General features: G+C 60.5%; 23 protein-coding genes and 1 tRNA gene. 10 read left to right on the top strand and 14 right to left on the bottom strand.

Going from position 1 to position 23,593, the window contains the following annotated elements:
* Positions 1 to 31: 31 nt before the first annotated feature.
* Positions 32 to 1,273: an MFS transporter gene (locus G6K99_RS00955; RefSeq protein ID WP_174195453.1), complete on the top strand. Its 1,242-nt coding sequence runs from the start codon at positions 32 to 34 to the stop codon at positions 1,271 to 1,273.
* A gap of 40 nt (positions 1,274 to 1,313) precedes the next feature.
* Here G6K99_RS00955 and G6K99_RS00950 read toward each other — a convergent pair whose 3' ends face one another.
* Both G6K99_RS00950 and G6K99_RS00945 read right to left on the bottom strand, forming a co-directional pair.
* The gene (locus G6K99_RS00950; protein ID WP_174195452.1) at positions 1,314 to 1,835 is read right to left on the bottom strand and encodes a GNAT family N-acetyltransferase; all 522 of its coding nucleotides are present in this window, start codon (positions 1,833 to 1,835) and stop codon (positions 1,314 to 1,316) included.
* An 18-nt stretch (positions 1,836 to 1,853) separates the two neighbouring features.
* The gene (locus G6K99_RS00945; protein WP_174195451.1) at positions 1,854 to 2,429 is read right to left on the bottom strand and encodes a helix-turn-helix transcriptional regulator; all 576 of its coding nucleotides are present in this window, start codon (positions 2,427 to 2,429) and stop codon (positions 1,854 to 1,856) included.
* Positions 2,430 to 2,604: 175 nt separating this feature from the next.
* Here G6K99_RS00945 and G6K99_RS00940 point away from each other — a divergent pair, with 175 nt between their 5' ends.
* The 3 genes from G6K99_RS00940 (at position 2,605) to G6K99_RS00930 (ending at position 8,914) form a co-directional block, all read left to right on the top strand.
* Complete coding sequence (locus G6K99_RS00940; RefSeq protein ID WP_062578711.1) at positions 2,605 to 3,852, top strand: MFS transporter; 1,248 nt, start codon at positions 2,605 to 2,607, stop codon at positions 3,850 to 3,852.
* A gap of 72 nt (positions 3,853 to 3,924) precedes the next feature.
* Positions 3,925 to 5,748, top strand: a complete 1,824-nt coding sequence (gene lepA, locus G6K99_RS00935; RefSeq protein WP_062454104.1) for a translation elongation factor 4 — start codon at positions 3,925 to 3,927, stop codon at positions 5,746 to 5,748.
* 220 nt (positions 5,749 to 5,968) lie between these two features.
* Positions 5,969 to 8,914: a PAS domain-containing protein gene (locus tag G6K99_RS00930; RefSeq protein WP_174195450.1), complete on the top strand. Its 2,946-nt coding sequence runs from the start codon at positions 5,969 to 5,971 to the stop codon at positions 8,912 to 8,914.
* Positions 8,915 to 8,966: 52 nt separating this feature from the next.
* On the opposite strand, the gene G6K99_RS00925 is transcribed toward G6K99_RS00930, so the two are convergent.
* The 3 genes from G6K99_RS00925 to G6K99_RS00915 form a co-directional block, all read right to left on the bottom strand.
* Positions 8,967 to 9,218 (bottom strand): hypothetical protein, encoded by a 252-nt coding sequence (locus G6K99_RS00925; protein ID WP_174195449.1) that lies wholly within the window; start codon positions 9,216 to 9,218, stop codon positions 8,967 to 8,969.
* A 156-nt stretch (positions 9,219 to 9,374) separates the two neighbouring features.
* The gene (locus G6K99_RS00920) at positions 9,375 to 9,668 is read right to left on the bottom strand and encodes a hypothetical protein (protein WP_062454107.1); all 294 of its coding nucleotides are present in this window, start codon (positions 9,666 to 9,668) and stop codon (positions 9,375 to 9,377) included.
* A 126-nt stretch (positions 9,669 to 9,794) separates the two neighbouring features.
* Positions 9,795 to 9,983 (bottom strand): YegP family protein, encoded by a 189-nt coding sequence (locus G6K99_RS00915; RefSeq protein WP_062454108.1) that lies wholly within the window; start codon positions 9,981 to 9,983, stop codon positions 9,795 to 9,797.
* Positions 9,984 to 10,033: 50 nt separating this feature from the next.
* Between G6K99_RS00915 and G6K99_RS00910 the strand changes: the two genes are divergently transcribed.
* The 5 genes from G6K99_RS00910 (at position 10,034) to G6K99_RS00890 (ending at position 13,615) form a co-directional block, all read left to right on the top strand.
* A complete protein-coding gene (locus G6K99_RS00910; protein ID WP_174195448.1) occupies positions 10,034 to 10,942 on the top strand; it encodes an NAD(P)-dependent oxidoreductase in 909 nt (302 codons plus the stop codon).
* A gap of 16 nt (positions 10,943 to 10,958) precedes the next feature.
* Positions 10,959 to 11,270 (top strand): SelT/SelW/SelH family protein, encoded by a 312-nt coding sequence (locus G6K99_RS00905; protein ID WP_062454110.1) that lies wholly within the window; start codon positions 10,959 to 10,961, stop codon positions 11,268 to 11,270.
* 91 nt (positions 11,271 to 11,361) lie between these two features.
* Positions 11,362 to 11,448: transfer RNA gene (locus tag G6K99_RS00900), tRNA-Leu, on the top strand.
* Positions 11,449 to 11,853: 405 nt separating this feature from the next.
* Complete coding sequence (locus tag G6K99_RS00895) at positions 11,854 to 12,714, top strand: hypothetical protein (protein WP_174195447.1); 861 nt, start codon at positions 11,854 to 11,856, stop codon at positions 12,712 to 12,714.
* A gap of 52 nt (positions 12,715 to 12,766) precedes the next feature.
* Entirely contained in the window at positions 12,767 to 13,615 is an 849-nt protein-coding gene (locus G6K99_RS00890; protein ID WP_162728228.1) for a hypothetical protein, read from the top strand.
* 65 nt (positions 13,616 to 13,680) lie between these two features.
* Here the strand turns inward: G6K99_RS00890 and G6K99_RS00885 are convergent, their stop codons facing one another.
* From G6K99_RS00885 to G6K99_RS00870, 4 genes are all read right to left on the bottom strand, one after another.
* Complete coding sequence (locus G6K99_RS00885; RefSeq protein ID WP_062454111.1) at positions 13,681 to 14,049, bottom strand: hypothetical protein; 369 nt, start codon at positions 14,047 to 14,049, stop codon at positions 13,681 to 13,683.
* Between the two features lie 103 nt (positions 14,050 to 14,152).
* Positions 14,153 to 15,001, bottom strand: a complete 849-nt coding sequence (locus tag G6K99_RS00880; RefSeq protein WP_174195446.1) for an NlpC/P60 family protein — start codon at positions 14,999 to 15,001, stop codon at positions 14,153 to 14,155.
* Positions 15,002 to 15,049: 48 nt separating this feature from the next.
* Positions 15,050 to 15,403, bottom strand: a complete 354-nt coding sequence (locus G6K99_RS00875) for a MarR family transcriptional regulator (protein WP_062454113.1) — start codon at positions 15,401 to 15,403, stop codon at positions 15,050 to 15,052.
* An 86-nt stretch (positions 15,404 to 15,489) separates the two neighbouring features.
* Positions 15,490 to 16,884, bottom strand: coding sequence for a M17 family metallopeptidase (locus G6K99_RS00870; RefSeq protein WP_174195445.1), 1,395 nt, complete (start codon positions 16,882 to 16,884; stop codon positions 15,490 to 15,492).
* Positions 16,885 to 17,039: 155 nt separating this feature from the next.
* On the opposite strand from G6K99_RS00870, the gene G6K99_RS00865 reads away from it, so the two are divergent.
* Entirely contained in the window at positions 17,040 to 17,891 is an 852-nt protein-coding gene (locus G6K99_RS00865) for a tetratricopeptide repeat protein (RefSeq protein ID WP_162759428.1), read from the top strand.
* Between the two features lie 100 nt (positions 17,892 to 17,991).
* Here the strand turns inward: G6K99_RS00865 and G6K99_RS00860 are convergent, their stop codons facing one another.
* Genes G6K99_RS00860 through G6K99_RS00840 form a run of 5 tightly spaced genes read right to left on the bottom strand, consistent with a single transcriptional unit; the run spans position 17,992 to position 23,583 of the window.
* Positions 17,992 to 18,930 carry a type II secretion system F family protein gene (locus G6K99_RS00860; protein ID WP_062580105.1) on the bottom strand — a complete coding sequence of 313 codons (939 nt, stop codon included), beginning with the start codon at positions 18,928 to 18,930 and terminating at the stop codon, positions 17,992 to 17,994.
* Positions 18,931 to 18,978: 48 nt separating this feature from the next.
* Entirely contained in the window at positions 18,979 to 19,992 is a 1,014-nt protein-coding gene (locus G6K99_RS00855) for a type II secretion system F family protein (RefSeq protein ID WP_113166919.1), read from the bottom strand.
* A gap of 35 nt (positions 19,993 to 20,027) precedes the next feature.
* The gene (locus tag G6K99_RS00850) at positions 20,028 to 21,524 is read right to left on the bottom strand and encodes a CpaF family protein (RefSeq protein WP_062578692.1); all 1,497 of its coding nucleotides are present in this window, start codon (positions 21,522 to 21,524) and stop codon (positions 20,028 to 20,030) included.
* Positions 21,525 to 21,551: 27 nt separating this feature from the next.
* Complete coding sequence (locus tag G6K99_RS00845) at positions 21,552 to 22,841, bottom strand: CpaE family protein (RefSeq protein WP_062454119.1); 1,290 nt, start codon at positions 22,839 to 22,841, stop codon at positions 21,552 to 21,554.
* A 25-nt stretch (positions 22,842 to 22,866) separates the two neighbouring features.
* A complete protein-coding gene (locus G6K99_RS00840) occupies positions 22,867 to 23,583 on the bottom strand; it encodes a CpaD family pilus assembly protein (RefSeq protein WP_062454120.1) in 717 nt (238 codons plus the stop codon).
* Between the last annotated feature and the right edge of the window lie 10 nt (positions 23,584 to 23,593).

Genomic DNA, 23,593 nt, shown 5'->3' with positions numbered 1-23,593 from the left:
TCCCTCCCTTTTCTCCTCCCAAGAGCCCACCATGACATCCCCAGTTCCTTCCCCCGCTCGTCGGGTTTCGCCGGACGCCGAAACGGCGGCCACATCGCCAAGTGCAGCGCCCACCCTCTCCCCGGTAATGGCCTTCACCATGGCCGCCGCGGCCGGTCTGATCGCCGCCAACCTTTATTATGCGCAGCCGCTTGCGGGCCCGATTGCCGCATCGATCGGCCTTTCCGAAAGCGCCACCGGCCTGATCGTGACGCTGACGCAGATCGGCTATGGGCTCGGCCTGCTGTTCATGGTGCCACTCGGCGATCTCGTCGAGAACCGCCGGCTGATCATCCTGATGATTGCCGCCACGAGCGTTGCCCTGATCGCGGCCGGGCTTTCGACGACACCGCTTCCGTTTCTCGCGGCATCGCTGGCGATCGGCATCACCTCCACTGCGGTGCAGATGATCGTGCCGTTTGCGGCAAACCTTGCACCGGAGGAGAGCCGCGGCCGGGTCGTTGGAAATGTCATGAGCGGGCTGATGATCGGCATCATGATGGCGCGACCCGTCGCGAGCTTCATTGCAGGATTATCGTCGTGGCATACCGTGTTCTTCCTGTCGGCTGCGGTGATGGTTGCCGTCGGTCTGGTGCTGTCCTTCCGCCTGCCCAGGCGCATGCCGAAGACGACGCTTAGCTATCCCGGCCTGATCGCTTCCATGGGAAGGATCTACACGACGCAACCGCTCCTGCGCCGGCGGTCCTTCTACCAGTTCGCCCAGTTCTTCGCGTTCAGCCTGTTCTGGACTGTGACGCCGCTTCTCTTGGCAGGGCCGGCCTTCCAGCTGGGCCAGGGCGCCATCGCAATCTTCGCGCTTGTCGGTGTCGCCGGTGCGGTTGCTTCTCCGATCGCCGGGCGGTTGGCCGACCGCGGCCTCGGCAAGCCGGCAACCGCATTCGGCATCCTCGCTGTCGTTGCCGCCTTCCTGATCACCCATGTCGCGCCTGAAGGTTCGACCTTTGCGCTGGTGATGCTGGGTTTGGCCGCCATCGCGCTCGATTTCGGCGTGTCGATGACGCTGGTGATCGGCCAGCGGTCGATCTACGGCCTTGATGCTGAGCTGCGCAGCCGCCTGAACGGCCTCTTCATGGCCACCTTCTTTATCGGCGGAGCACTGGGTTCGGCAATCGGCGCCTGGGCCTTTGCCCAAGGCGGCTGGCTCGCCGCATCGGCGATCGGCCTCGCCCTGCCGGCCGCAGCCTTTGTTTACTTCCTCACGGAAAAACGATGACTAGAAATGGCCCGCTTGTTTTGCGGGCCACTCAAGGCGCTTACCCGATCCGCTTGTAAAACAGCGTCGTGCCGCAGAGGCCACCTTGCGGCCAGAGCGCGTAGTCGGGAATGACGCCGACGCGTTCCCAGCCGAACCGGGGATAGATGCGTTCCGCGTCGCTGCCGGTTGCAGTGTCCAGAACCAGAAGCGTGCGTCCCTGCCCTGCGGCTTCCGCTTCGACGGCCTCCATCAGCTTGCGCGACAGGCCAAGGCCGCGGGCATCGTGGTGGACAAGGAGTTTCATCAGGTCTCCCCGATGCGGCTGGTTCGGTTTCGACGCAAGACCGATCTGGACGGTGCCGACCGCCCGCCCCTCGACCTCTGCGACAGCCAGAATGATGGCACCCTTTTCCACCTCGTCTGCGATACCATTCCAGTATCCGGTGGCATCCTCAGGCGCGAATGGCAGCATGAAGCCCAGCGATGCGCCGCCATTGATGCAGTCGGACAGGATGTCACTGAGATCGGGGATCGCCTCGCGGGTGGCGTCGGCATCGAGAATACGGATGGTCGGGGTCATTGTTTGCTCCTGTGGCGGTCAGCGGCCGCGGTTGAGGATCACCGCGTAGCGGGCGGGGCGATCACTCGGATTGTGAAATTCGAAGGCGTCGCCGATATCCATGAACAGGCAGTCGCCGGGCATGAGACGATGGGTTACGTCGGGAAGCACCATGTTCAGTTCCCCCTCGAACAGCCAGACATGCTGGGTCATGATCCGGCTTTCCTCTCGCGGCGGGAAACTGACGCGTGCACCGGCCGGAAACTCCACCTCGACGATATCGACGGGCGTCGGCATGCCCGGCGGCGAGACGGAGCGGCGCAGATATCCCGTCGTCGGATCGCGCCACAGCCTTTGCTCGGCCTTCCGCGATAGAGGTGATGATGAAGGCTCGTCGGGCGCGAAGAAGGTGGAGAGGCTTTGTCCCAATCCTTCGCAGAGCCTTGCCAGCAGCGCCGCGGTCGGGCTCGCCTCGGCGCGTTCGATGCGCGAGATCATTGCCCGGCTGACACCGGACCGCAGCGACAGTTCGTCCAGCGTCAGACCTGCGAAGGAACGCAACGCCTTCAGCCTTTCGCCAATCGCCAGTTCGATTTCGCCGTCTGAATTTTCCATTATGAGAGATATAAATTCTCTTTTGATGGAATCAAGCGAATTGCGAAGGCTGGATGAATTTTACAGGTGATGGCGTTTCCGCGATAGCGAATGTCCTATTCGATACGCTATGGATCGTCGACCAAGGCAGCCGCGACGGAAGCGCCGAGGGTCCATTAAAATCAGGATTTTCGACATGAACGGACAAGCGGCTGTCTCGCCCTTTTCAATCGCCAGCATCGTCGTCTCGATGACGATTGCCGCGATCGGAAGCGGCATCATGTTCGCCTATGTGCCGTTCATGCTGACAAGGTCGGAAACGCCCTGGGCGGCAGGTGCTGCGGTGACGGCCGTCGCATTCGGCGGGCTCGTCGGTTGCGTGCTCGGCGGACCGCTGATCAAGCGCGTTGGACATGCGCGGCTGTTTGCCTGCTCGATGGCAATGGTCATCATTGCGGCCGTGCTGATTGCCGCCGACCTTCCGGCCTATATCTGGATTTTTGCACGCGGCATTTATGGCGCCGCTGCCAACGTCAACTTCATCATCGCCCAGAGCTGGCTCAATCACGCTGCCTCCAACGAGTGGCGCGGTAAGGCGATGTCGTTCTTCTACATGGCCTATGTTCTGGGCCTCGGCTGCGGCAACTGGATCTTCGGCCAGATCCCGACCGACGGCAATCTTGCGCCGTTGGCGGTGGTTTTCTTTACCGCGCTTGCGATCCTGCCAATCGGGCTGACCCGCCTGCCGAACCCGCCGGCCCCGGCGCGCGTCAATGTCGATATCAAGATGGCCTGGAAGATCTCGCCGGTCGGGCTGGTCGGCGTGCTTGCCTCGGGCGGTCTTTCGATGGTGGTGCAGGGCTTCCTGCCGATCTATGCCTCGACCAACAACGTGTCGCAGACCGATGTCGCGATGCTGATGTTCGTGATGCAGACCGGGCTTTTGTTCGTGCAGTATCCGCTCGGCATCCTGTCGGACCGGATGGACCGACGCTATGTGCTTCTAATCACCTGCGTGCTCATCGTGTTTGCCGGTTTCGGAGCGTTTTTCTCCTCCTTCTCGCATCTCTATCTCCTGATGATCATGTTCCTGATCTTCGGGGGTTCTGTCGAGACGGTGTATTCGGTGGCAAACGCCCACGCCAACGACCGCGCCGACCCCGGCGATTTCGTGCCGCTCTCCTCGACCCTTCTCGTTGCATGGTCGACGGCCGCGACGATCGTGCCGCTCGCGGTCACGATGCTGACACCTATTCTCGGCGGAAAAACCTTCATCGTCGCGGCGATGGCGGTGGCTGTCGTCTATGGCCTGTTCGTGCTGCAGCGCCTGAAAGAACGCGGTCCAGCACCCGAGGCGGAGCGTGAGAGCCATGAAGTGCGCAGCGCCCAGCTTCCGAATGCAGCGGCGCTGACCGAACCCGGGGCTGTAAATCCCGGAAATTAACGCCTTTCATCCTCAACGAAAGGTTATCTTCCCTCTTTGCGGCAGACACGGGCGCTGCTATATGCGCGAGCCATGAGCACCAATTCCCGCACGCCGCTTGACCATATCCGCAATTTCTCGATCGTGGCGCATATCGACCACGGCAAATCGACGCTCGCCGATCGTCTAATCCAGACGACCGGCGGCCTTGCCGAACGCGACATGTCCGAGCAGGTTCTCGATTCGATGGATATCGAGCGCGAGCGCGGCATCACCATCAAGGCACAGACCGTGCGCCTGCACTACAAGGCGAATAACGGCGAGACCTACGTTCTCAACCTGATCGACACGCCCGGCCACGTCGACTTCGCCTACGAAGTGTCGCGTTCGCTGTCGGCCTGCGAAGGTTCGCTGCTGGTCGTCGATGCGTCACAGGGCGTCGAAGCGCAGACGCTTGCCAACGTCTATCAGGCGATCGACAACAATCACGAGATCGTCACGGTCCTCAACAAGATCGACCTGCCGGCCGCCGAACCCGACCGCATCCGCGACCAGATCGAGGAAGTGATCGGCATCGACGCCAGCCAGGCCGTGCTGATCTCGGCAAAGACCGGTCTCGGCATTCCCGACGTTCTGGAAGCCATCGTCCACCAGCTGCCGCCGCCGAAGAGCGAGATGGGCGACAAGGGTCCGCTGAAGGCGCTGCTGGTCGACAGCTGGTACGACACCTATCTCGGCGTCATGGTTCTGGTGCGCATTCTCGATGGCGTGCTGACCAAGGGCCAGACCATCCGCATGATGGGCACCGACGCCAAGTATCAGGTCGAGCGCGTCGGCGTTCTGACCCCGAAGATGCTGGCCGTCGATAGTCTCGGCCCGGGCGAGATCGGTTTCTTCACCGGCTCGATCAAGGAAGTGGCCGACACGCGCGTCGGCGATACCATTACCGAAGACAAGAAGCCGACCGCCAAGGCGCTTCCGGGCTTCAAGCCTGCGCAGCCGGTCGTGTTCTGCGGCCTGTTCCCTGTCGATGCAGCCGACTTCGAAGACCTGCGTGCCGCGATGGGCAAGCTGCGCCTCAACGACGCTTCGTTCTCGTTCGAGATGGAATCGTCTGCGGCTCTCGGCTTCGGTTTCCGTTGCGGCTTCCTCGGGCTGCTGCATCTCGAAATCATCCAGGAGCGTCTGGAACGCGAGTTCAACCTCGACCTGATCGCGACCGCGCCTTCGGTGGTCTATCAGCTGACCATGACCGACGGGTCCGAGCGCGAGCTGCACAACCCGGCCGACATGCCTGATGTCGTCAAGATCTCGGAAATCCGCGAACCGTGGATCAAGGCGACGATCCTGACCCCGGACGACTATCTCGGCGGCATCCTGAAGCTTTGCCAGGACCGGCGCGGCATCCAGACCGAGCTTACCTATGTGGGCAAGCGCGCCATGCTGACCTACGAACTGCCGCTCAACGAAGTGGTGTTCGATTTCTACGACCGCCTGAAGTCGATCTCCAAGGGCTATGCCTCGTTCGACTACCACCTGCACGGCTATCAGGAGGGCAACCTCGTGAAGATGTCGATCATGGTGAATGGCGAGCCTGTCGATGCGCTGTCGATGCTGGTGCACCGGACTGCTGCCGAAAAGCGCGGCCGCGACATGTGCGAAAAGCTGAAGGACCTGATCCCCAGGCACATGTTCAAGATCCCGATCCAGGCAGCCATCGGCGGCAACGTGATTGCCCGCGAGACGATTTCTGCGATGCGCAAGGACGTGACGGCGAAGTGCTACGGCGGCGACGCCACCCGCAAGCGCAAGCTGCTCGACAAGCAGAAGGAAGGCAAGAAGCGCATGCGGCAGTTCGGCAAAGTCGACATTCCGCAGGAAGCATTCATTGCAGCGCTGAAGATGAAAGACGATTGATTTGCACAGGGGCTGGTTCGAAAGAACCGGCCCTTTTTACTCGCCGAATGCTCGGTCAGCCGGATCATTTCGGGACAGGAATCAAAAGATCTGGGCCGGACCGCGATAAACGAACATATCGCGCCGTCCAAAGTTTGATAATCTGCAAAAATTGCTTTGAAAACCGCCGATTGACGGCATATTACCGGCGCCTATTCCATCACACGCATTTGGTGACGTCATGAACTATCAGGTCGTATCCGCGCATTGGCCTATTGGCGGAGGCGAGACCGGCGAGCTCATACGCCAGTTCGACTGGACGAAGACGTCTCTCGGGCTGATCAAAGACTGGCCTTCGCATCTTCGGATCAAGGTCAACTCGATGGTCAATTCGCCGATCCCGCAGGTTTTGATGTGGGGCGACGACCATGTGATGATCTACAATGACGGCTACAAGGAGATTGCCGGGGATTATCATCCACGCGCGCTCGGCGACAAGGTTTCCGCCGTCTGGCCGGAAATCTGGGATTGGAACAAGACAATCCTTGAAGCCGGCTTTCGTGGAGAGGTCCAGTCCTTCCGCGACCAGGTCATGGTGCTGAACCGTCATGGATCGCCTGAGGATGTCGTCTTCGACCTGTTCTACACGCCGATCTACGACGAAACAGGCAAGGTAGAGGGTGTCCTGTGCACGGTGCTTGAAAACACCGAGAAAGTACACGCGCTGAACGCCTTGGCTCAGAGCCAGGAAGAGCTCAGCCGCCTTACCAACGCGCTCCCCATCCTCGTCGGGTTCCTCGACCGCGACCATGTCTATCGCTTCGCCAATGACGGTTATCAGGAGTGGTTCGGACTTGCCGCCAGCGACGTGATTGGCAAGCATGCCGCGGAGGTGATCGGCAACGCCTATTACGCCGCCCGCATACCATTGCTTCAAAAAGCGCTCTCCGGCGAACGGGTGATCACGGACACGGTGATCAAACGTCCTGACGGAGAAGAACGGACAGCCGAAATCCGCTACGTTCCGCGCTTCACCTCCAAGGGTGAGATCGACGGCATCTATGTGCTGATCATCGATATCGAGGACCGCAAACAATTCGAGAACGCACTTCGTCGCAGCAATGAACGGTTCCGGGCCGCGGTCGCGGCCATCCATGGCGTGCTGTGGACCAACACCGCCGACGGCCGGATGCTGGGCGAACAGACGGCCTGGGCCACGCTGACCGGCCAGCGTTTCGAGGAATACCAGGACTACGGCTGGGCAGATGCCGTGCATCCCGACGATCGGGAAGGTTCGGTCGCCAGCTGGCAGGCAGCCGTCGCGTCCAAATCCACCTATGTCTGGGAACATCGCGTCCGCCGCCATGACGGCCTCTATCGTACCTTTGCCATCCGCGGCGTGCCGATCATCGGTTCCTCGGGCGACATCGAGGAATGGGTCGGTGTCCATACCGATATCACCGAGCAGCGGGAAGCCGAATCGAACCTGCAGGACCATGCCAGCAACCTAGAACGGCAGGTCCGCCACCGCCTGCGGGCAGAGGAACAGCTAAGACAGCTGAACGAAAGCCTGGAAGCGCGCGTCGAATCGGAGATCGCGGAGAGGCGCCAGGCCGAACGGGCATTGCAGCAGGCGCAGAAGATGGAATCGATCGGTCAGCTGACCGGGGGCGTTGCGCATGACTTCAACAACCTGTTGCAGGTCGTTGCCGGCAATCTTCAGCTCCTGGCCAAGGACATTGTCGGCAATGCACAGGCGGAACGGCGTGTCGGCAATGCGCTTGCCGGCGTCAGCCGCGGTGCAAAGCTTGCCAGCCAGTTGCTGGCTTTCGGCCGCCGGCAGGCGCTGGAGCCACGCGTCATCAACATCAGCCGCTTTATTGCCGGAATGGACGATCTGCTGCGCCGTTCGCTCGGTGAGGCGGTTGAGGTCGAGGTAATTGCCAGCGGCGGGCTCTGGAACACCTATGCCGACCCGACACAGGTCGAAAACGCGCTTCTGAACCTCGCAATCAACGCACGTGATGCGATGGAGGGGTCCGGCAAATTGACGATTGAGGTGGGTAACGCCTTTCTCGACCAGGATTACGCCCGCACCCACGTGGAAGTCACGCCCGGTCAATACGTGATGCTGGCCGTGACGGACACGGGCGCCGGCATGGCGCCAGATATTCTCGATAAAGTGTTCGAGCCGTTCTTTTCCACCAAGCCAGAGGGCAAGGGAACCGGATTGGGACTGTCCATGGTCTACGGCTTCGTCAAGCAGTCCGGCGGGCATGTGAAGATTTACAGCGAGGTGAACGAGGGCACGACCGTGAAGGTCTACCTGCCGCGGTCCGTCGCCGATGAGGACCGCGAAGTGGTCGTCCAGGCCGGCCCGGTCGTCGGCGGCTCGGAAACCGTGCTGGTCGTGGAAGACGACGAGGCGGTGCGCAACACCGTTTTCGAGACGCTGACCGATCTCGGCTACCGCGTCCTGACGGCAAAGGATGCACAGGCCGGCCTCAACGTGGTCGAGAGCGGCATTCCAATCGACGTCATCTTTACCGACGTCGTGATGCCGGGCCCGCTGAAGAGCCGCGAAATGGCGCGTCGCGCAAAGGAGCGCCTGCCGCACCTCGCGGTGCTATTCACCTCCGGCTACACTGAAAATTCCATCGTGCACGGCGGCATTCTGGATGCCGGTGTCGAGCTCTTGTCAAAACCCTATACCCGCGAGGCTTTGGCGCGCCGTATTCGCCATGTCATCGCCAACCAGAAGCAGGTGGACCAGGCGACCGCCCCCAGGGCGGAAACAGTCAAGCCCGTTGCCGAAGTTGCCGCCGCGACGCCGAAAACGCTGACGATCCTGCTGGTCGAAGACGACTTTCTGATCCGGGGAAACACGGCCGAGATGCTTGCCGAACTCGGCCATCAGGTAATCGAGGCTGGGACAGGAAAAGAAGCGCTGGTCGAGCTCGAAAGCAATTCGATCGATGTCCTGATCACCGATATCGGCCTGCCGGATACAGTCGGCGGTGATCTGGCGGTGCGTGCCGTGGCGGAAAAGCCCGACCTGACCGTCGTGTTCGCAACGGGAGAGAGCCACAAGCCGGACAACGCGCCACCCGGCTCCCGCCTTCTGCAGAAGCCTTATAACGAGATGGACCTTGCGGCGGTTCTGGCAGGCGTCAACGCGGGTTCGTAGTCCGGATCCCCGCATGGCCGGGGCCTGTTGCCTGCATCACGCCCCGGCGCCTTCAATGTTTCGCCGGGAGGAAGGGATGCGGAAGGTCCGCCGGTGTGATCCAGACGCAGCCGTCGAATGCCACTTCCCCATGGTCCAGTTTGCGGCTGGCGATCGTCTCAATCAGGGAGAGCTTTGATCGCACGCTGCCGATTCCGTCATCGTTGGGGAACTGGACCGCCTGGCAGGTGGGGCCATCCCGCATCACGATTAACGTATGATGGCTGTTCTCGACGATTTTGTTTTCGATGGTAACGAGCTTCATGCTCTCTCCTTCGACTGACGGATGGGGTTGAGGCGTCATCGAAGGGTCGGCAAATTTGGTTAACAAAAGGTTAACGACGCGGGGGGCGTCCCCCGCAAACGAAAAACCGCCCGTCCTTGCGGACGAGCGGTTCGATCGATGGTCTTTCCCTGCCTGTTACGGCTGGGTCGTACCGCCCGTTGCCGGTGCAGCAGGAGCCGGTGCGGCCGGAGCAGGTGCTGCTGGCGTTGCCGGAGCAGGTGCTGCCGGTTCCGTGACAGCAGGCGGCGTTGCGGTCGAGGATGTCGTGGCAGGATCGGTGGTCGAGCCACCCATCTGCGACCAGACAAACGCGCCGACGACGATAACTGCCAGAATGGCTACCCAGCCCATCCAGGAAGAGCTTTTGCGCGTCTCCGGGGTGGTGCGAAGGTCAGGGCGGGTGTTATTCGAGTTTGGATCGTAAGCCATGTTTGTTTCCTCCGTTTCAGCAGAGACAATGCGACCACAGGGAATTTGTTCCAAAGATCTGCGGATCGGACATTGTGTCTGCGCTAAAACCTTACGTTGGAATGCGGCAGACGAACGTTCAAACCGTCAAACGGTGGCGGTTGTACCGTCTTCGGTTGTGGCACCAGGCGCATTCTTCTTGATCGATTCGATCGCGTTGATTGCCGACGCCTTCTGCTTGTATCCTTCAGAGATAAACATCGTTTCGCCGTTCGACGCTTTGAAGCGGAAACGGAACTCGCCAGTCTTGTCCTTGTAGACCTGAAACTTGTACAATTTAGCCTCCCTCAGCTGACCCTAAACAAGAAGATGCCACTGGATAAGGGATGGAACAAGAGGGATATGCGCCTGCCATGAAGGAAACGGATTTGAACAAAGAACGGGTGGGTATCGTCGGTCTTGGACGAATGGGAAGCGCCATGGCGACGCGCCTCGCACAACAGGGCTTCGCCGTCATCGGCTGGAGCCGAAGCGACGCTTTTGGTGCGCGGCAGAGGGCTCTCGGCATTGATGCCGTTGAAGACCTTTCCTCCCTAGCAGAGCGTTCCGACGTCATCATTCTTGCCCTGATCGACGATCAGGCGGTGCATGATGTGCTTAACACACTCGCGGCTACGGACCTTACGGGCAAGCTGATCGTCGATACCAGCACGGTCAGCCCGATGACTCTGCGGAGCCACCGGGAGGCCATCGGTCGATCGGGCGCCGCCCTCCTCGACGCGCCGATCGCCGGCGGTCCGGAGATGCTGCTTCAGGGAAAGGTCGGGCTCTATATTGGCGGCGCGACTGAGGATCACGAGCGCTTCCGGCCCGTTGCGGAAACGCTTTCCGACCGTGCGCTGCATGTGGGAAAACTCGGAGATGGCGCATCGGCCAAGCTCGTCAACAACATGATGCTGATGGGACTGTGGCAGAATCTCAAGGAGGCACTGCTGCTCGGCAAGAGCGCCGGCCTCTCTTCGGCGAAGATCCTCGAAATCCTCGCGGGAAGCCCGGCTGCGAGCCCGGCGATGAAGAGCAGGCTTCCTGTCATTTCAGGTGAGACGGACACGGTCGGGTTTCCTGTGTCGGGTGCGGTGAAGGATGCGCGGCTGGTGCGCGATTTTGCAGAGGAGCTCGGGATCTCCATCCCTGCGATCTCGGCGTCGCTTGCAAGCTTCGAGGCGGCGCTCGCCGCAGGCTATGGCGCCGCAGACCTTGCGACCATGGTCAAACTGGTTGCCGACGCGGATTAAACAGGAGTTCAGTTGCATGCCCGACAAACCGCATATCACGATTTTATACTGCACCCAGTGCAACTGGCTGCTACGGGCGGGCTGGATGGCGCAGGAACTGCTGCAGACATTCGGTGATTCGCTGGGCGAGGTCGGGCTTATCCCAGGCACCGGCGGAGCATTCGAAATCCGCATCGACGGCGCGTTGATCTGGGAGCGCAAACGCGATGGCGGTTTTCCTGGTCCCAAGGAATTGAAGCAGCGGGTTCGCGATATCCTCGACCCCGACCGGGACCTTGGCCATATCGACCGACACCAAGCCAAAACCGAAGTCGACACCGCGGGTTAGGACGGTTTTCGAAAGTTTTTCGGGGCCTGACATGAAAACTTCAAAAACCCTGTTGACTTGACCCGGTGTCCCTCGTACATCGCTCTCCGTCGCCCAGATGGCGGAATTGGTAGACGCGCCAGCTTCAGGTGCTGGTACCCGAAAGGGTGTGGAGGTTCGAGTCCTCTTCTGGGCACCATTCCCATTTTACTATTGGCTTTAGTTATAAGCCACTGATTGTGCAGGTCTTGTTCTGTCTGCGTCTCCGCGGCGCATGACACGCGCAATGCGTAACCATTGCCCCCAGGGTATGGATGGTGCGGATGAGGTCTTGGAAAGACTGTTCAAGGTTATTGATCTGCCAGTGAGGTTTGGTCCTTGCCCTCTGCTCTGTCGAGGGCCTCACCAATGCGCCTCCAGTGATCATTGGATCGATGCTCCACGTCGCAACACGGACTGAGATACAATCTCGGATCAGCTCCCATCCTCCGAGATCCAGATAAGCCTCAGGACAGCCTATGCACGTAACGCATGCAGCAGCAACGATGCTCGGTCCTCAGTCGTCGAATGCAACGCAATCGCCATTTAACGACCAGGTGTCCCTATGGAAAAATTGCTTTTCTCGATCACTGCCAATGGTAGCCCGGAAGTTCTCGAGCGTCAGATTTCGGCAATCGATCGTTTCTCGCCTGGGTCGTTTATCTGCGTTCATCATGCGCGGGGCTCGACATTTCGAGGAGGCGATGTCCCTCAAAGCAGCGGCTCCTGCAACGTCTTCATCAATCCAAATTCCTATGAGATCAGGCCGCAGGAGGGCGTTTTACATGCCCATGTCAGCAACTTCCAACATGCCGTTGCGCAGTCTCTAGATTTTGACAAGATCGTCCTTTTCTCAGCGGAGGACCTGCTCATCAAATCCGGATTAGGCGAGTATACGAAGCGGTTCACAACGGGCGCTCAGACCGAGCTTTACGAAAGCATAGAGACCGCGAACAACTGGTCTGTGTTTCGGCCTGAGGTTTTAGAATCGGCCGGTATGAAACACTTCCTGTCCCTGCTTGGGCTTCCGCTCTTCGCTGGCGGGCAGGCGGAAGGTCAGTTCTTCAGCCGACGTGTCTTCGCCCATCTGGAGCGCATGTACATGGAATCGTTTCCGATGGATCCGTGCGGGTTTCCGACGGAGCAGATCCTACCTCCAACGCTTAACATGTGGCTGGGTTTTACCGGCACGAACGTCTCACTGCCCATCACGTTCACGGCTGCCAACGCTCAGATGGACATATCGGAAGCTGTTCTTCACCAACTCAAGACGGGCGACGGAGCTCTCCACGCGCGCGCTAAACCAAGGGCCCTGCGGCCGGTTCATCTCGGAGCGTGCGTGTTGAAAAACGTCTATGCGGTCAGTTTGCCGGCTGATCGATACGAAGCCTGGGAGAACGTGATGTCACAATCGGAAGATGGTTAAGTCGCCGCAGTGTTCTAACGCCATCGTCAATTTTTCTGAGCCAGGCCCGTTGATGACCAAAATCCTCTTTTCCCTGCCGGTCCATGAAATGCCCGCCATCGTGCGAGATCAAATCGCAAACATTAATTACTTCTGCCCCGGCTCAACAATTGCCATCCACATATCAGCGGGAGCCGCCGCTCTGCAGGACGAGTTTCGTCGGGAGTGCGACCTCCCGAATGTCCTGATCAATCCTAGTTCATACGAGACCAGATGGAACGCGGGCCTCCTCCATACGCATGTCAGCAACTATCTCTACGCGCTTGAGCGGGGCGCCGACTTCGATCGCGTCGTTCTGATTTCATCCAACGAACTTCTCGTGAAGCCAGGGCTTAGTGATTATGTGTCCAGGTATGCAATGGGGTCTCATGTCCAGATCTACGACCTTGCTGCCGATTGGGGAGGTTTCCGCACCGACGTCGCGAGCGATATGTCCGTCCGCAACTTCGTCGCCAGTCTCGGGCTAACGTCGTACTTCGCTGGGCAGGCGGAAGGCCAGTTCTACAGCAATCGCATATTCGCTCGGATTGCGCGCCTATTCGTCGAGAATTTTCCTATGGCTCCGTGCGGGTTCAATAGCGAAGAGGTCATCCCTCCTACCGTCGCAGCGAGCCTTTCAATGGCGGGCGTAAACTACGCTCACCCGATTACCTTCTGCGATTACTGCACGGCCATCAAAATTACGCCGGAGTTGATCGACCAGATTAGATCAGGCAACGGCGCGGTCTACGCTCAGCGCGTACCCCGGTCGATGCGCTCTCCACATATCGGTGTATCAACCTTCGACGGGATATTCAGCGTCAAACGCGTCCCTCGCGAGGAATGCGAATTGCGCCAGTATATCCGGGGGCTGATGACCTAGCGACTGCCTCTCGGCGTCAACCCCAATCCGAGAGAGACGTGTGAAGCCTCGTAAACACCTCCGCTCTACTTCGGAAGATGCCGCGGGTTGATGCCTGGGACCCAGTGCGTATTCGGCATCTGCGTGCCCGTATAGCGAATGCCGTTGTTCGTTTCGCAGTGATACAGCCGCCGCGGCACGTCATCCCAGAAGCGGGCGCCCGGCCCTGACCTCAATTCCGAGACGTAGCCGATATCACTGGTGCACGAATAGGAATCGGGATCCGACTTGACGAGGCTTTCCGTCGGTTTCACGCCGGGCAGGTTCTTGAAGAAGGTCTGGGGCGACTGGGTGAACACGTCGCCTTCCGCAGCCATCGTGTCATCAGGAACAAGGGCCGTTACGACGACCCCCATCAGCATCGCGGCTGGTAAAATCCATGCACCCTTCAGCATTTTTCTGTCCCTGTCGGCACTCTATCACCTTCACGAAATAAGAGGTGCAACGCCACGGTGCCAGCGGATGCGATCCCACATTTGCGTGATCGTTGCGCCCGGATCATGGAAAGCGGCGGTAATCGGTCGGCTGTCCGTAGAGCCAGCCTATCCGCTCCACAGCGGCTTTGAAATTTTCGCGCGCCACAGTCATCGTGTGGCCGTTGGCGTGGAGCAGGGTTTCCGGGTCTTCCATGATTCCGACATGGCCCTTCCAAAAGACGAGATCGCCGCGGCGGAGATCCTCGGCATCGATTCTCCCACCAAAGGCTGCCTGCATGTCGCTGTCACGCGGTACCGGTTTGCCGATCATCGCCATCGACAGCTGGACGAGGCCGGAGCAGTCGATGCCGAAGCCCGTGCGCCCGCCCCAGAGATAGGGCGTTTCCAGGAACCGGAGAGCGACCGCGACATAGTCGTCGCCGGCAACTTCCGAGATCGGCAGGCAGTGGTCGGCAATTACGGCGCCGCCGCCGGCCAGCGTGAAATAGTGGGTGCCGCGGGTTTCGCTTTTGCCGACGATCGTCACGCGGCTGCCCATCGACAGTGCGCGAAGCGGCGGCTTGCGCAATTCCGGGCCCGGATAGACGAAGGTGCGCTGCGTGGCGATACGGTGCGTCGCCTGTTCGACGACGTCGAGCATCACGTCCGGGAGGTAACCGACATAGCCATCCTGATCGGCCTGGACCCAGACGAAGCCGTCCTTGCGGTCGAAGACGCGCACGGTTTCACCGAACAGAAGTTGCGTATCGATCCCGCTTTCCAGATCCGGTGAAGGTCGAAGCGGGGCAACGGGGACGGCGATTTGGGCTGCGACGCCCTGCACGAAGCGGGGGGCATCGACGCGACCTTCGAGCGCCGCATCGGCAAGGTCGGCACGGAAGGCATGGAGGCGTCTGTCGAGATCGGTCATCTTTTTGTGTTCCAGGGTCAGATCGGAGTTATCAGCAGGTTCGTCGCACTATGCGGCAGCCGTGCGGCGGCTTTCACGGATGATGAGGTCGCCGAGATTTTCGAGGTAGAGGGCGCCGGCCACGGTCCGCTTTATCACGACATTGCGGCGATCGCGCTCGTCCCTCACCCGATCGACCAGACCGAGCGCACCCATCGTATCGAGTGCGCGGGTGATCACCGGCTTGGTGACGTCGAGGGTGGCGGCCAAGCCACGCACCGTGTGGGGCGGCGGCACGAGATAGATATGCAGGAGGATCGACAACTGGCGCAGGGTAAGATCCCGCTCGTCGCGCTTCACCTGTTCCAGCGAAACGCGATGCCAGAGGCCGAGTGCCTGCGTTGCGGTTAGGTCTGCGGACATCCCGCCTCCAAGATTGCTTGTGTCGAGCATCTTAGGTGCGAGATCTTACCGCTTCGTTTGGCACCGCATCTTCCGCGCCCGCGACCTTACCTCGCCGCCATGTCCTTGATGACCTTGTAGAGCGCCCGGATCGCGAATGCTTCGCCGCCGACGGAGGCATGCGGCTTGTCCGCTGCAACCCAGGCATAGATATCGAAATGCACCCAGCTCTTTGCGGCCGTGACGAAGCGTTTGAGAAACAGCGCCGCGGTAATCGCACCGGCCATGCCACCGGAAGGCGCGTTCGTGATGTCGGCGGCGCGAGACCGGATGTCCTTGTCGTAGCCCATCCACAAAGGCAGTCGCCACATCGGATCCGCCTGCGATCCTGCTGCTGCCGTAAGTCTGGTGGAAAGATCCTCGTCGTCGGTGAAATAGGGGGCGAGTTCGGTGCCGAGCGCGACGCGTGCGGCACCCGTCAGCGTCGCCATGTCGATCAGCAGGTCCGGCGGGTTCTCATCCGCATAGGCGAGCGCGTCGGCGAGCACGAGCCGGCCCTCCGCATCGGTATTGTCGATCTGCACCGTGATGCCCTTGCGGCTCTTGTAGATATCACCGGGACGGAAGGCGTTGGCCGAGATCGAGTTTTCAACCGCGGGGACCAGAACCTGAAGATCGATCGCAAGGCCTGCATCCATGATCATCAGCGCAAGGCCCATGACATTGGCAGCACCACCCATATCCTTCTTCATCAGCGCCATGTTGGCGGCGCCCTTGATGTCGAGACCGCCGGTATCGAAGCATACGCCCTTGCCGACCAGCGTGACCCGCGGATCGCCCTTCTTGCCCCAGCGCATCTCGAGGAGACGCGGCTGCGAGGCGCTGGCGCGACCGACCGTGTGGATGAGCGGGAAGTTCTGTGTCAGCAGGTCATCACCGACGATCGTGGTGACGGTTGCGCCGTAGTGCGCGCCGAGCGCCCGGAAGGCTGCGTCCAGTTCGTCCGGTCCCATCTCGTTGGTGGGGATGTTGACGAGATCGCGGGCGAGGAACACACCGGCAAGCTGGCGCTCGAGATCTGCCGCATCCGCAGAAGCTCCAATGGCGAGGCGGACATCCTTCGACTTTTCAGTCTTGTAACGGCTGAAGCAATAGCTGCCGAGACCAAAACCGAGCGCGAACTGCTCGGGCGATACGCCCTCGCCTTCCAGATGCCAATCACCTGGCGGAAGCAGCTTTGACAGCTTCCCCGCGATGAAGGGTTGCTCCGACGGGTTCTTGCCCAGTCCGAACACCGCGCCGGCGACGCCGCCGTCCTTGCCCGGCAGCAAGGTGAATGCGCCGGCTTCGGCCTTGAAGCCTGCAGCCTTCGCCCAGTCGGTGACCGCCGCGTCGAGACGACCGTTCTCCAGATCCGCGGGCGTGACGGCGTGGACGGGCCGGGTCGTAGCGCCCTTCTGGCTGAACAATGCTGGACGGACGGTATACTGGTATGGGGTCATGGCAACCTTCGCAAGGATCTGGAAACGTTCATTTTAACGGTCTGTTAGGGTTAACAGTTTATTCCTGTCTTTCAAATGTGTTCGCAAAGCGCCGACGACAATCGGCTGCGAGAGCGGACGACGATTGAACGACGCCCCCAACGAGATCGCCATCGATGACTGCATCTGTCGCCACCCCGTCTCGCTCGTCCCGGCTGTTCGCGCTCGCGCCGCTTGCGCAGGCAACCGCGATCGTTCTTCTGGCACTGTCTGTGACGGGGTGTACCACGAGCAAGCGCGACACGCTGACGACGGGCTCGATTCCCCAGAGGATCTCCGCTGCGCCGCTGGATGGCATGAACGCAAGCGAACTCGCTGAAGCGGAACGCTCCATCGGCGCTGCTTATGTCAAGAACCCGAGCAACAAGGATATCGGCCTGCGCTACGCCAACGTTCTCGGCATGACCGGCAAGAACACCCAGGCACTCGCCGTGATGCAGCAGGTGGCGATTGCGCATCCTGCAGACCGCGATGTCCTTTCCGCCTATGGCAAGGCACAGGCAGGTGCCGGCCAGCTCGAACAGGCACTGACAACGATCAACCGCGCGCAGACGCCTGACCATCCCGACTGGCGCCTCTATTCGGCGGAAGGTGCCGTTCTCGATCAGCTCGGCCGCTCGCAGGAAGCTCGCGCGAAATATCGCCAGGCCCTGAACACACGGCCGAACGAGCCGACGGTCATGTCCAACCTCGGCATGTCCTACGTTCTCTCCGGCGATCTGAAGACTGCCGAAAGCTACATGAAGAACGCCTCGCAGCAGCCGGGTGCCGACAGCCGCGTTCGCCAGAACCTGGCGCTTGTCGTCGGTCTGCAGGGCCGCTTCGCAGAGGCAGAGGGCATTGCCCGCCGGGAACTTTCCCAGCAGCAGGCCGATGCCAACGTGACCTACCTGCGCTCCATACTCTCCCAGCAGAACTCCTGGCGCAAACTCGCCGACAGCGACAAGGGCACGACGGCGGTCAACTGATCCAGCCGGTTTCGACAATTCCAGCGAAACAGAACCGCCATTTCCATCGGGATGGCGGTTTTTGCTTTTGAGCCAATGAGGGCGGTTCTCAGGCTGCCGGTCAGAACCGGTCCGAGACCTGGATGCCGGCCGGGCCGAGGATAACGGCGATGAGGACCGGCAGGAAGAACAGGATCATCGGGACGGTCAGCTTCGGCGGAAGAGCCGCCGCCTTCTTTTCTGCATCGTTCATGCGTTCGTCACGGCCTTCCTGAGCCAGAACGCGCAGAGCCTGGGCGATCGGCGTACCATATCGTTCGGCCTGGATCAGCGCCTGCGCCACCGCCTTGACGATATCAAGCTGAGTGCGGATGCCGAGGTTTTCGAGAGCCGTGCGCCGATCCTGAAGGAAGGACAGCTCCGCCGTGGTCAACACCAGTTCTTCCGCCAGTTCAGGCGATTGGGTGCCGATCTCCTCGGCCGCCCGGCGCATGGAGGCTTCGATCGAGATCCCTGACTCGACGCAGATCAGCATCAGGTCGAGCGAATCGGGCCAGGCTCTCTTGATCGAATGCTGCCGCTTTTTCATACGGTTGGAAATATAGATGTTGGGAGCGTAGAAGCCCAGATAGCCGAACCCGATGGCCGCCAGCATGCGGATGGCAATCGGTTTGGATTCCAGATTGCCAAGCACGAAGATCCACACCGCGGCTGCTGCGAGGAAGCAGAACGGCAGGATGAAACGCGCCGCCAGGAACAAGTTGAGGGCGTTCTGGGTGCGCAGACCTGCGGCGCGCAGCTTGTTCACCGTATTGGCATCGACAAGCGCTTCGCGCAGATTGAACCGGTCGACGATGTGACTTGCAGAGCGGTTGTTCTGGGTGCGCAGCGATGCCTTCGACAGATCGTTCATTCTTGCGCGCTCGCGGGCACGGATCGCATCACGCTCGGTCGAGACTGCTTTCATGCGCTTGTCGAGCGTTCCCTTTTCCATGAAGGGGATCGCCAGCGTGTAGCAGGTCGCAAACACTGCGACGGCGACCAGAAGCGCAAACAACATGGCCGGATCGGTTAAAGTGGCGGCGAGATCCTTCACGTGCGGTTCTCCTCAGATCTCGAAGTTGATCATGTTGCGCATCACGAAAATTCCGATGCCCATCCAGACTGCGGAGAAGAGCATGATGATATGGCCGCGTGGGTCTGTAAAAAGGATCGATATGTAGTCCGGCGAGGTCAGATAGACGAGCGTCGACACGACGAAGGGCAATGAGCCGATGATCCACGCGGAAGCCTTGGCTTCCATCGACAGCGCCTTCACCTTGGCCTTCATCTTCTTGCGCTCGCGCAGGACGCGCGAAAGATTGCCGATCGCTTCGGAAAGATTGCCGCCAGCCTGGCTCTGGATGGCGATGACGATGGCGAAAAAGTTGACTTCCGAAAGCGGCATCGTCTGCAGCATGCGTGCGCAGGCTTCGGGGATGCTGAGGCCGATCTGCTGGGAGTCCACCACGCGCCGGAACTCGGTCTTGACCGGCTCCTGACCATCCGACGCGATCAGCCGGATGGCATCATTGAGAGGCAGTCCCGACTTGATCGAGCGAACCATGACATCCAGCGAATTGGCGAACTCGTCCAGGAACTTGGCCTGACGGCGTTTGATCAGGAAACCGACGACCCAGCGCGGAAACCCAAGGCTCGCCGCAAACGCGGCACCGGTGGCGCCAAGCAGCGGCAAGCCGGCGATCAACGTCACCAGAAAGACGAAAAGTCCGAACACGGCGCTGTAGACGTAGAAGCGTGGGACGGTGAGAGACAGACCGGTCTGCGGCAGCCGCGCCTTCAGGCTGCGGTCGCCCATCTTCTTGTTTTTTTCCTGCTGCTGCTTTTCGAGGTCCTTGAGACTGTCCTGGACCGACTTGCGGCGCTTGGAAAGCTCCTGGACCCGATCCCGCGATGCCTTCATGCGGGTCAGGTCGGTTTCCGCACTCTTGACCCGGCTCAACCGCGCATCGGTCTTTTTCTCGACCTCGATGCGGGAAAACAGCAGCGCATAGCAGACCGCACCGGCGGCTACGGCCGCCAGAGCGATGATCAACACAACGGTCATATCCAGTCCGAACATCCGTCGCTCCCCCGAGACCTATCTCTGATCCGCTCTCAAGATTTTACCATTTCCATCGCGTCGAGAGCTGCCGCCAGACGGCGCTCCTCGCCGAAGTAGCGTGCGCGATCCCAGAAATGCGGCTTGGCAATACCGGTCGATGCGTGGCGGCCGATCAGGCGACCATTGGCATCCTCGCCTTCGATTTCGTAGCGCATCAGGTCCTGGGTGACGATCACGTCGCCTTCCATGCCGATCACCTCGGTAATCTGGGTGATGCGGCGGGAACCGTCGCGCAGACGTGCCGCCTGGATGATGATGTCGACCGATCCGGTGATGATCTCGCGAACGGTCTTAGCCGGCAGGGTGAAGCCGCCCATGGCGATCATCGATTCCATACGGCTCAGGCATTCGCGTGGCGTGTTGGAGTGGATCGTTCCCATCGAGCCGTCGTGACCGGTGTTCATTGCCTGCAACAGGTCGAAGACTTCAGGTCCGCGCACTTCGCCGACGATGATGCGTTCCGGGCGCATACGCAGGCAGTTCTTGACGAGGTCGCGCATGGTGATCTCGCCCTCACCTTCGATGTTCGGCGGCCGGGTTTCAAGACGCACGACATGCGGCTGCTGCAATTGCAGTTCGGCCGTATCCTCGCAGGTGATGACGCGCTCGTCCTTGTCGATATAGCTCGTCAGGCAGTTCAAAAGCGTGGTCTTGCCCGAACCGGTACCACCGGAAATGACGACGTTGCAGCGGACGCGGCCGATGATCTGCAGAACAGTTGCACCTTCAGGCGTAATCGCTCCGAACTTGACCAGCTGATCGAGCGTCAGCTTGTCCTTCTTGAACTTGCGGATGGTGAGGGCAGGCCCGTCGAGCGCCAGTGGCGGCGCGATGACGTTGACGCGCGAACCGTCCGGCAGACGGGCGTCGCAGATCGGCGAGCTTTCGTCGACGCGGCGGCCGACCTGGCTGACGATGCGCTGGCAGATCGACAGGAGCTGCGCGTTGTCGCGGAAGCGGATCTCCGACTCGATCGTCTTGCCGCCGACTTCGATAAAGGTCTGGCCGGCGCCGTTGACCATGATATCGGCGATGTCGTCGCGCGCCAGAAGCGGCTCCAGCGGACCATAGCCCAGCACGTCGTTGCAGATGTCCTCGAGCAGTTCCTCCTGCTCGGAAATCGACATCGCGAAATTCTTGATCGTGATGATGTCGTTGACGATGTCGCGGATTTCCTCGCGCGCGCTCTCGGCATCGAGCTTGGCAAGTTGCGACAGATCGATCGTATCGATAAGTGCTGAGAAAACCTGGCTCTTGGTATCGTAATACTGTTCGGTGCGGGCCTGGCGACGACGGCCGGCGGCCGGTGGCGCAAGCGGTGGCGGTGCGACGGCTTGGCGTACTCCGCCTGTATCGCGCACGGGCTCGGCCAGAATCTCCGGTGCTGTGGATTTCATGGCCGATTGCGGCGTCATGGCAGGCGGCGCAGAGACGGGCGGCATCAAGCCTACGCTCTTCCCAGAACCTTCGTTTCCGCGCTTTCCAAACATGATTTGATCCAGTCCCTAAACGTCTGACTATTTGCGGCCGAGAATCTGCATGACCTTGCCGAGACCGCCCTTTTTCGCCTTCTTCATGGCCACCCGACCGGTGACGATGTGAGCGATCTGCGAGAAGGTTTCGGCCATCGGAGATTTTGCGTCGATCTCCGAGATCATCCGACCGCTGTTTGCGGCATTGCCGAACAACTGCGCATCGAAAGGCAGGATGGCGATCGGTTCGATTTCAAGCGGCTCGACGAAATCGGCAGGCGCAATCTCCGGGCGCTTCGGCATGCCGACCTGGTTGAGGATGAGATGCGGAGCGCGGTCGTTGGGACGCAGCTTCTTCAGCGCATCGATCATGTTCTTGGTGTTGCGCAGGTTGGCAAGGTCGGGAGCGGCGCAGATGACCACCTCGTCCACCGACGCGAGAACCGAACGGGTCCATTCCGACCAGCCATGCGGGATATCGAGAACAGCCACGGGCGCCGAGCGCTGCAGGACCTCGATGATCGGCTGGAAAGCCATGCTGTCGAAATCATAGGCCCGGTCGAGCAGCGAGGGGGCGGCCAGAAGCGAGAGGTGTTCGGAGCATTTGGTCAGCAGGCGATCGAGAAAAACTTCGTCGAGGCGCTCGGGTGCAAACACCGCTTCGGCAATACCCTGGGCCGGATCCTGATCGAAATCGATATTGGCGGTCCCGAACGGCAGGTCGAGATCGGCAAGAATGGTTTCGGTGGAGAACAGGCTGGAAATGCCGAATGCGCAGTTATGCGCAATGGTCGATGCACCGACGCCACCCTTGGCGCCGACAAAGGCGATCGAACGGCCCAGAGGTTCGGCTTCCGGATCGACGAAAATGGCCGAAATCGATGCCAGCATGTCCGCCATCTCGACAGGACCGACAAGATATTCCGATATGCCGTTGCGGATCAGTTCGCGATAAAGCGGGATATCGTTATAGCGCCCGATGACGATCACGCGGGTCGACGGGTCGCAGACTTCCGCAAGCGGTGTCAGCTCGTGCAGCAGGTTTCTTGGCTCCGCATCGGTCTCGAGAATGACCAGATTCGGGGTTGGTGACGACGCAAACATGTTGGCGGCTGCAGCAACGCTGCCGCTTGTGACACGCAGATTGACCTTTGCCATGCGCCGGTCGCGGCCCATGCGGTCCATCATCCGCTGCATGGTGTCGCTTTCGCAAAAGGCGTGGATGGAAATGCGTGGAAGAGGCCGCAGGGCCTCCATGTCGCCATTCCGCTCCGGCTCGGCGCCCGAGATCTCCTCCTGGCCGGAACCGCGAATTTCGTAGTTGATCGCGCTCATGGTTCTCTCCGGTTCAAGGCCGCCGTCAGTTGCCGTTGATGTTGATCGTCGTGCCGCTGCCACTGTCGCTGCTTGTCGTCTCGCCGCGGTAACTGCGGATCACACCGGCGCGCTGCGTGGCATCGATCGGCGTCATTCCGCGTGGAGCAATCAGGTCCGACGGGTTGGCGATCTGGGCGGCCAGATTGTTTTGCGAGGCGCAGCCGAAATTGTACCAGTTGCTGTTGTTGTAGGTATCGTTCGACAGGTCTGCCGGCCATTTGCCGCACTGGCCGGTCATCGCCTTTGTCGTGACGAAGGAAAGCCGGATCGGGGCCGCATCGCCGGTCGGCGAGGCTCCATAGCTCGTCATCAGGATGCGCTGCGGCTTGATGCCGTTGGCGATCAGGGTGCGGCGAACGTCGCCAGCCAGATGCGATGCAGCACCGGCATTGTATGAGCCCTGCGGAACCTGGACCTGGATGATGCCGGCAGGCGAGGATACGAACCGCTGTGCGAAACCCTTCACCGTGTCGCGCAGTCCGATCGTCAGGCGAACGTCGCCCGATCCAATCGGAATATCCAGCGACGATTCACCCTCCGCCAGAACGATCGGATGGCGGGTGCGGTAGTCGTCTGGAACCGAGCCGGTCGTCATGTTGTTGCCGCAGGAGGACAAAAGCGCGGCAAGTGCCGCAATGCCCAGGGCAGACCGGATTTGGCGACGCTTTGCAGCGGAGGCCGATGTCGATGTGATGGTCATGATCGATCCC

The sequence above is a fragment of the Neorhizobium sp. AL 9.2.2 genome, assembly GCF_013317225.1.
Classification (GTDB): Bacteria; Pseudomonadota; Alphaproteobacteria; order Rhizobiales; family Rhizobiaceae; genus Neorhizobium; species Neorhizobium soli.
The sequence above is the reverse complement of the archived record's forward strand: the minus strand, read 5'-3'. Positions and strand labels throughout refer to the sequence as shown.

Coding starts and splice junctions, on each gene's coding strand:
- G6K99_RS00930 (WP_174195450.1), top strand. CDS start 5,969: ATGAACTATCAGGTCGTATCCGCGCATTGGCCTATTGGCGGAGGCGAG.
- G6K99_RS00870 (WP_174195445.1), bottom strand. CDS start 16,884: ATGACCCCATACCAGTATACCGTCCGTCCAGCATTGTTCAGCCAGAAG.
- G6K99_RS00845 (WP_062454119.1), bottom strand. CDS start 22,841: ATGAGCGCGATCAACTACGAAATTCGCGGTTCCGGCCAGGAGGAGATC.
- G6K99_RS00840 (WP_062454120.1), bottom strand. CDS start 23,583: ATGACCATCACATCGACATCGGCCTCCGCTGCAAAGCGTCGCCAAATC.
- G6K99_RS00905 (WP_062454110.1), top strand. CDS start 10,959: ATGCCCGACAAACCGCATATCACGATTTTATACTGCACCCAGTGCAAC.
- G6K99_RS00865 (WP_162759428.1), top strand. CDS start 17,040: ATGACTGCATCTGTCGCCACCCCGTCTCGCTCGTCCCGGCTGTTCGCG.
- G6K99_RS00885 (WP_062454111.1), bottom strand. CDS start 14,049: ATGCTGAAGGGTGCATGGATTTTACCAGCCGCGATGCTGATGGGGGTC.
- G6K99_RS00880 (WP_174195446.1), bottom strand. CDS start 15,001: ATGACCGATCTCGACAGACGCCTCCATGCCTTCCGTGCCGACCTTGCC.
- G6K99_RS00860 (WP_062580105.1), bottom strand. CDS start 18,930: ATGTTGTTTGCGCTTCTGGTCGCCGTCGCAGTGTTTGCGACCTGCTAC.
- G6K99_RS00950 (WP_174195452.1), bottom strand. CDS start 1,835: ATGACCCCGACCATCCGTATTCTCGATGCCGACGCCACCCGCGAGGCG.
- G6K99_RS00940 (WP_062578711.1), top strand. CDS start 2,605: ATGAACGGACAAGCGGCTGTCTCGCCCTTTTCAATCGCCAGCATCGTC.
- G6K99_RS00850 (WP_062578692.1), bottom strand. CDS start 21,524: ATGTTTGGAAAGCGCGGAAACGAAGGTTCTGGGAAGAGCGTAGGCTTG.
- G6K99_RS00920 (WP_062454107.1), bottom strand. CDS start 9,668: ATGGCTTACGATCCAAACTCGAATAACACCCGCCCTGACCTTCGCACC.
- G6K99_RS00875 (WP_062454113.1), bottom strand. CDS start 15,403: ATGTCCGCAGACCTAACCGCAACGCAGGCACTCGGCCTCTGGCATCGC.
- G6K99_RS00955 (WP_174195453.1), top strand. CDS start 32: ATGACATCCCCAGTTCCTTCCCCCGCTCGTCGGGTTTCGCCGGACGCC.
- G6K99_RS00890 (WP_162728228.1), top strand. CDS start 12,767: ATGACCAAAATCCTCTTTTCCCTGCCGGTCCATGAAATGCCCGCCATC.
- G6K99_RS00855 (WP_113166919.1), bottom strand. CDS start 19,992: ATGTTCGGACTGGATATGACCGTTGTGTTGATCATCGCTCTGGCGGCC.
- G6K99_RS00925 (WP_174195449.1), bottom strand. CDS start 9,218: ATGAAGCTCGTTACCATCGAAAACAAAATCGTCGAGAACAGCCATCAT.
- G6K99_RS00945 (WP_174195451.1), bottom strand. CDS start 2,429: ATGGAAAATTCAGACGGCGAAATCGAACTGGCGATTGGCGAAAGGCTG.
- G6K99_RS00910 (WP_174195448.1), top strand. CDS start 10,034: ATGGAACAAGAGGGATATGCGCCTGCCATGAAGGAAACGGATTTGAAC.
- lepA (WP_062454104.1), top strand. CDS start 3,925: ATGAGCACCAATTCCCGCACGCCGCTTGACCATATCCGCAATTTCTCG.
- G6K99_RS00895 (WP_174195447.1), top strand. CDS start 11,854: ATGGAAAAATTGCTTTTCTCGATCACTGCCAATGGTAGCCCGGAAGTT.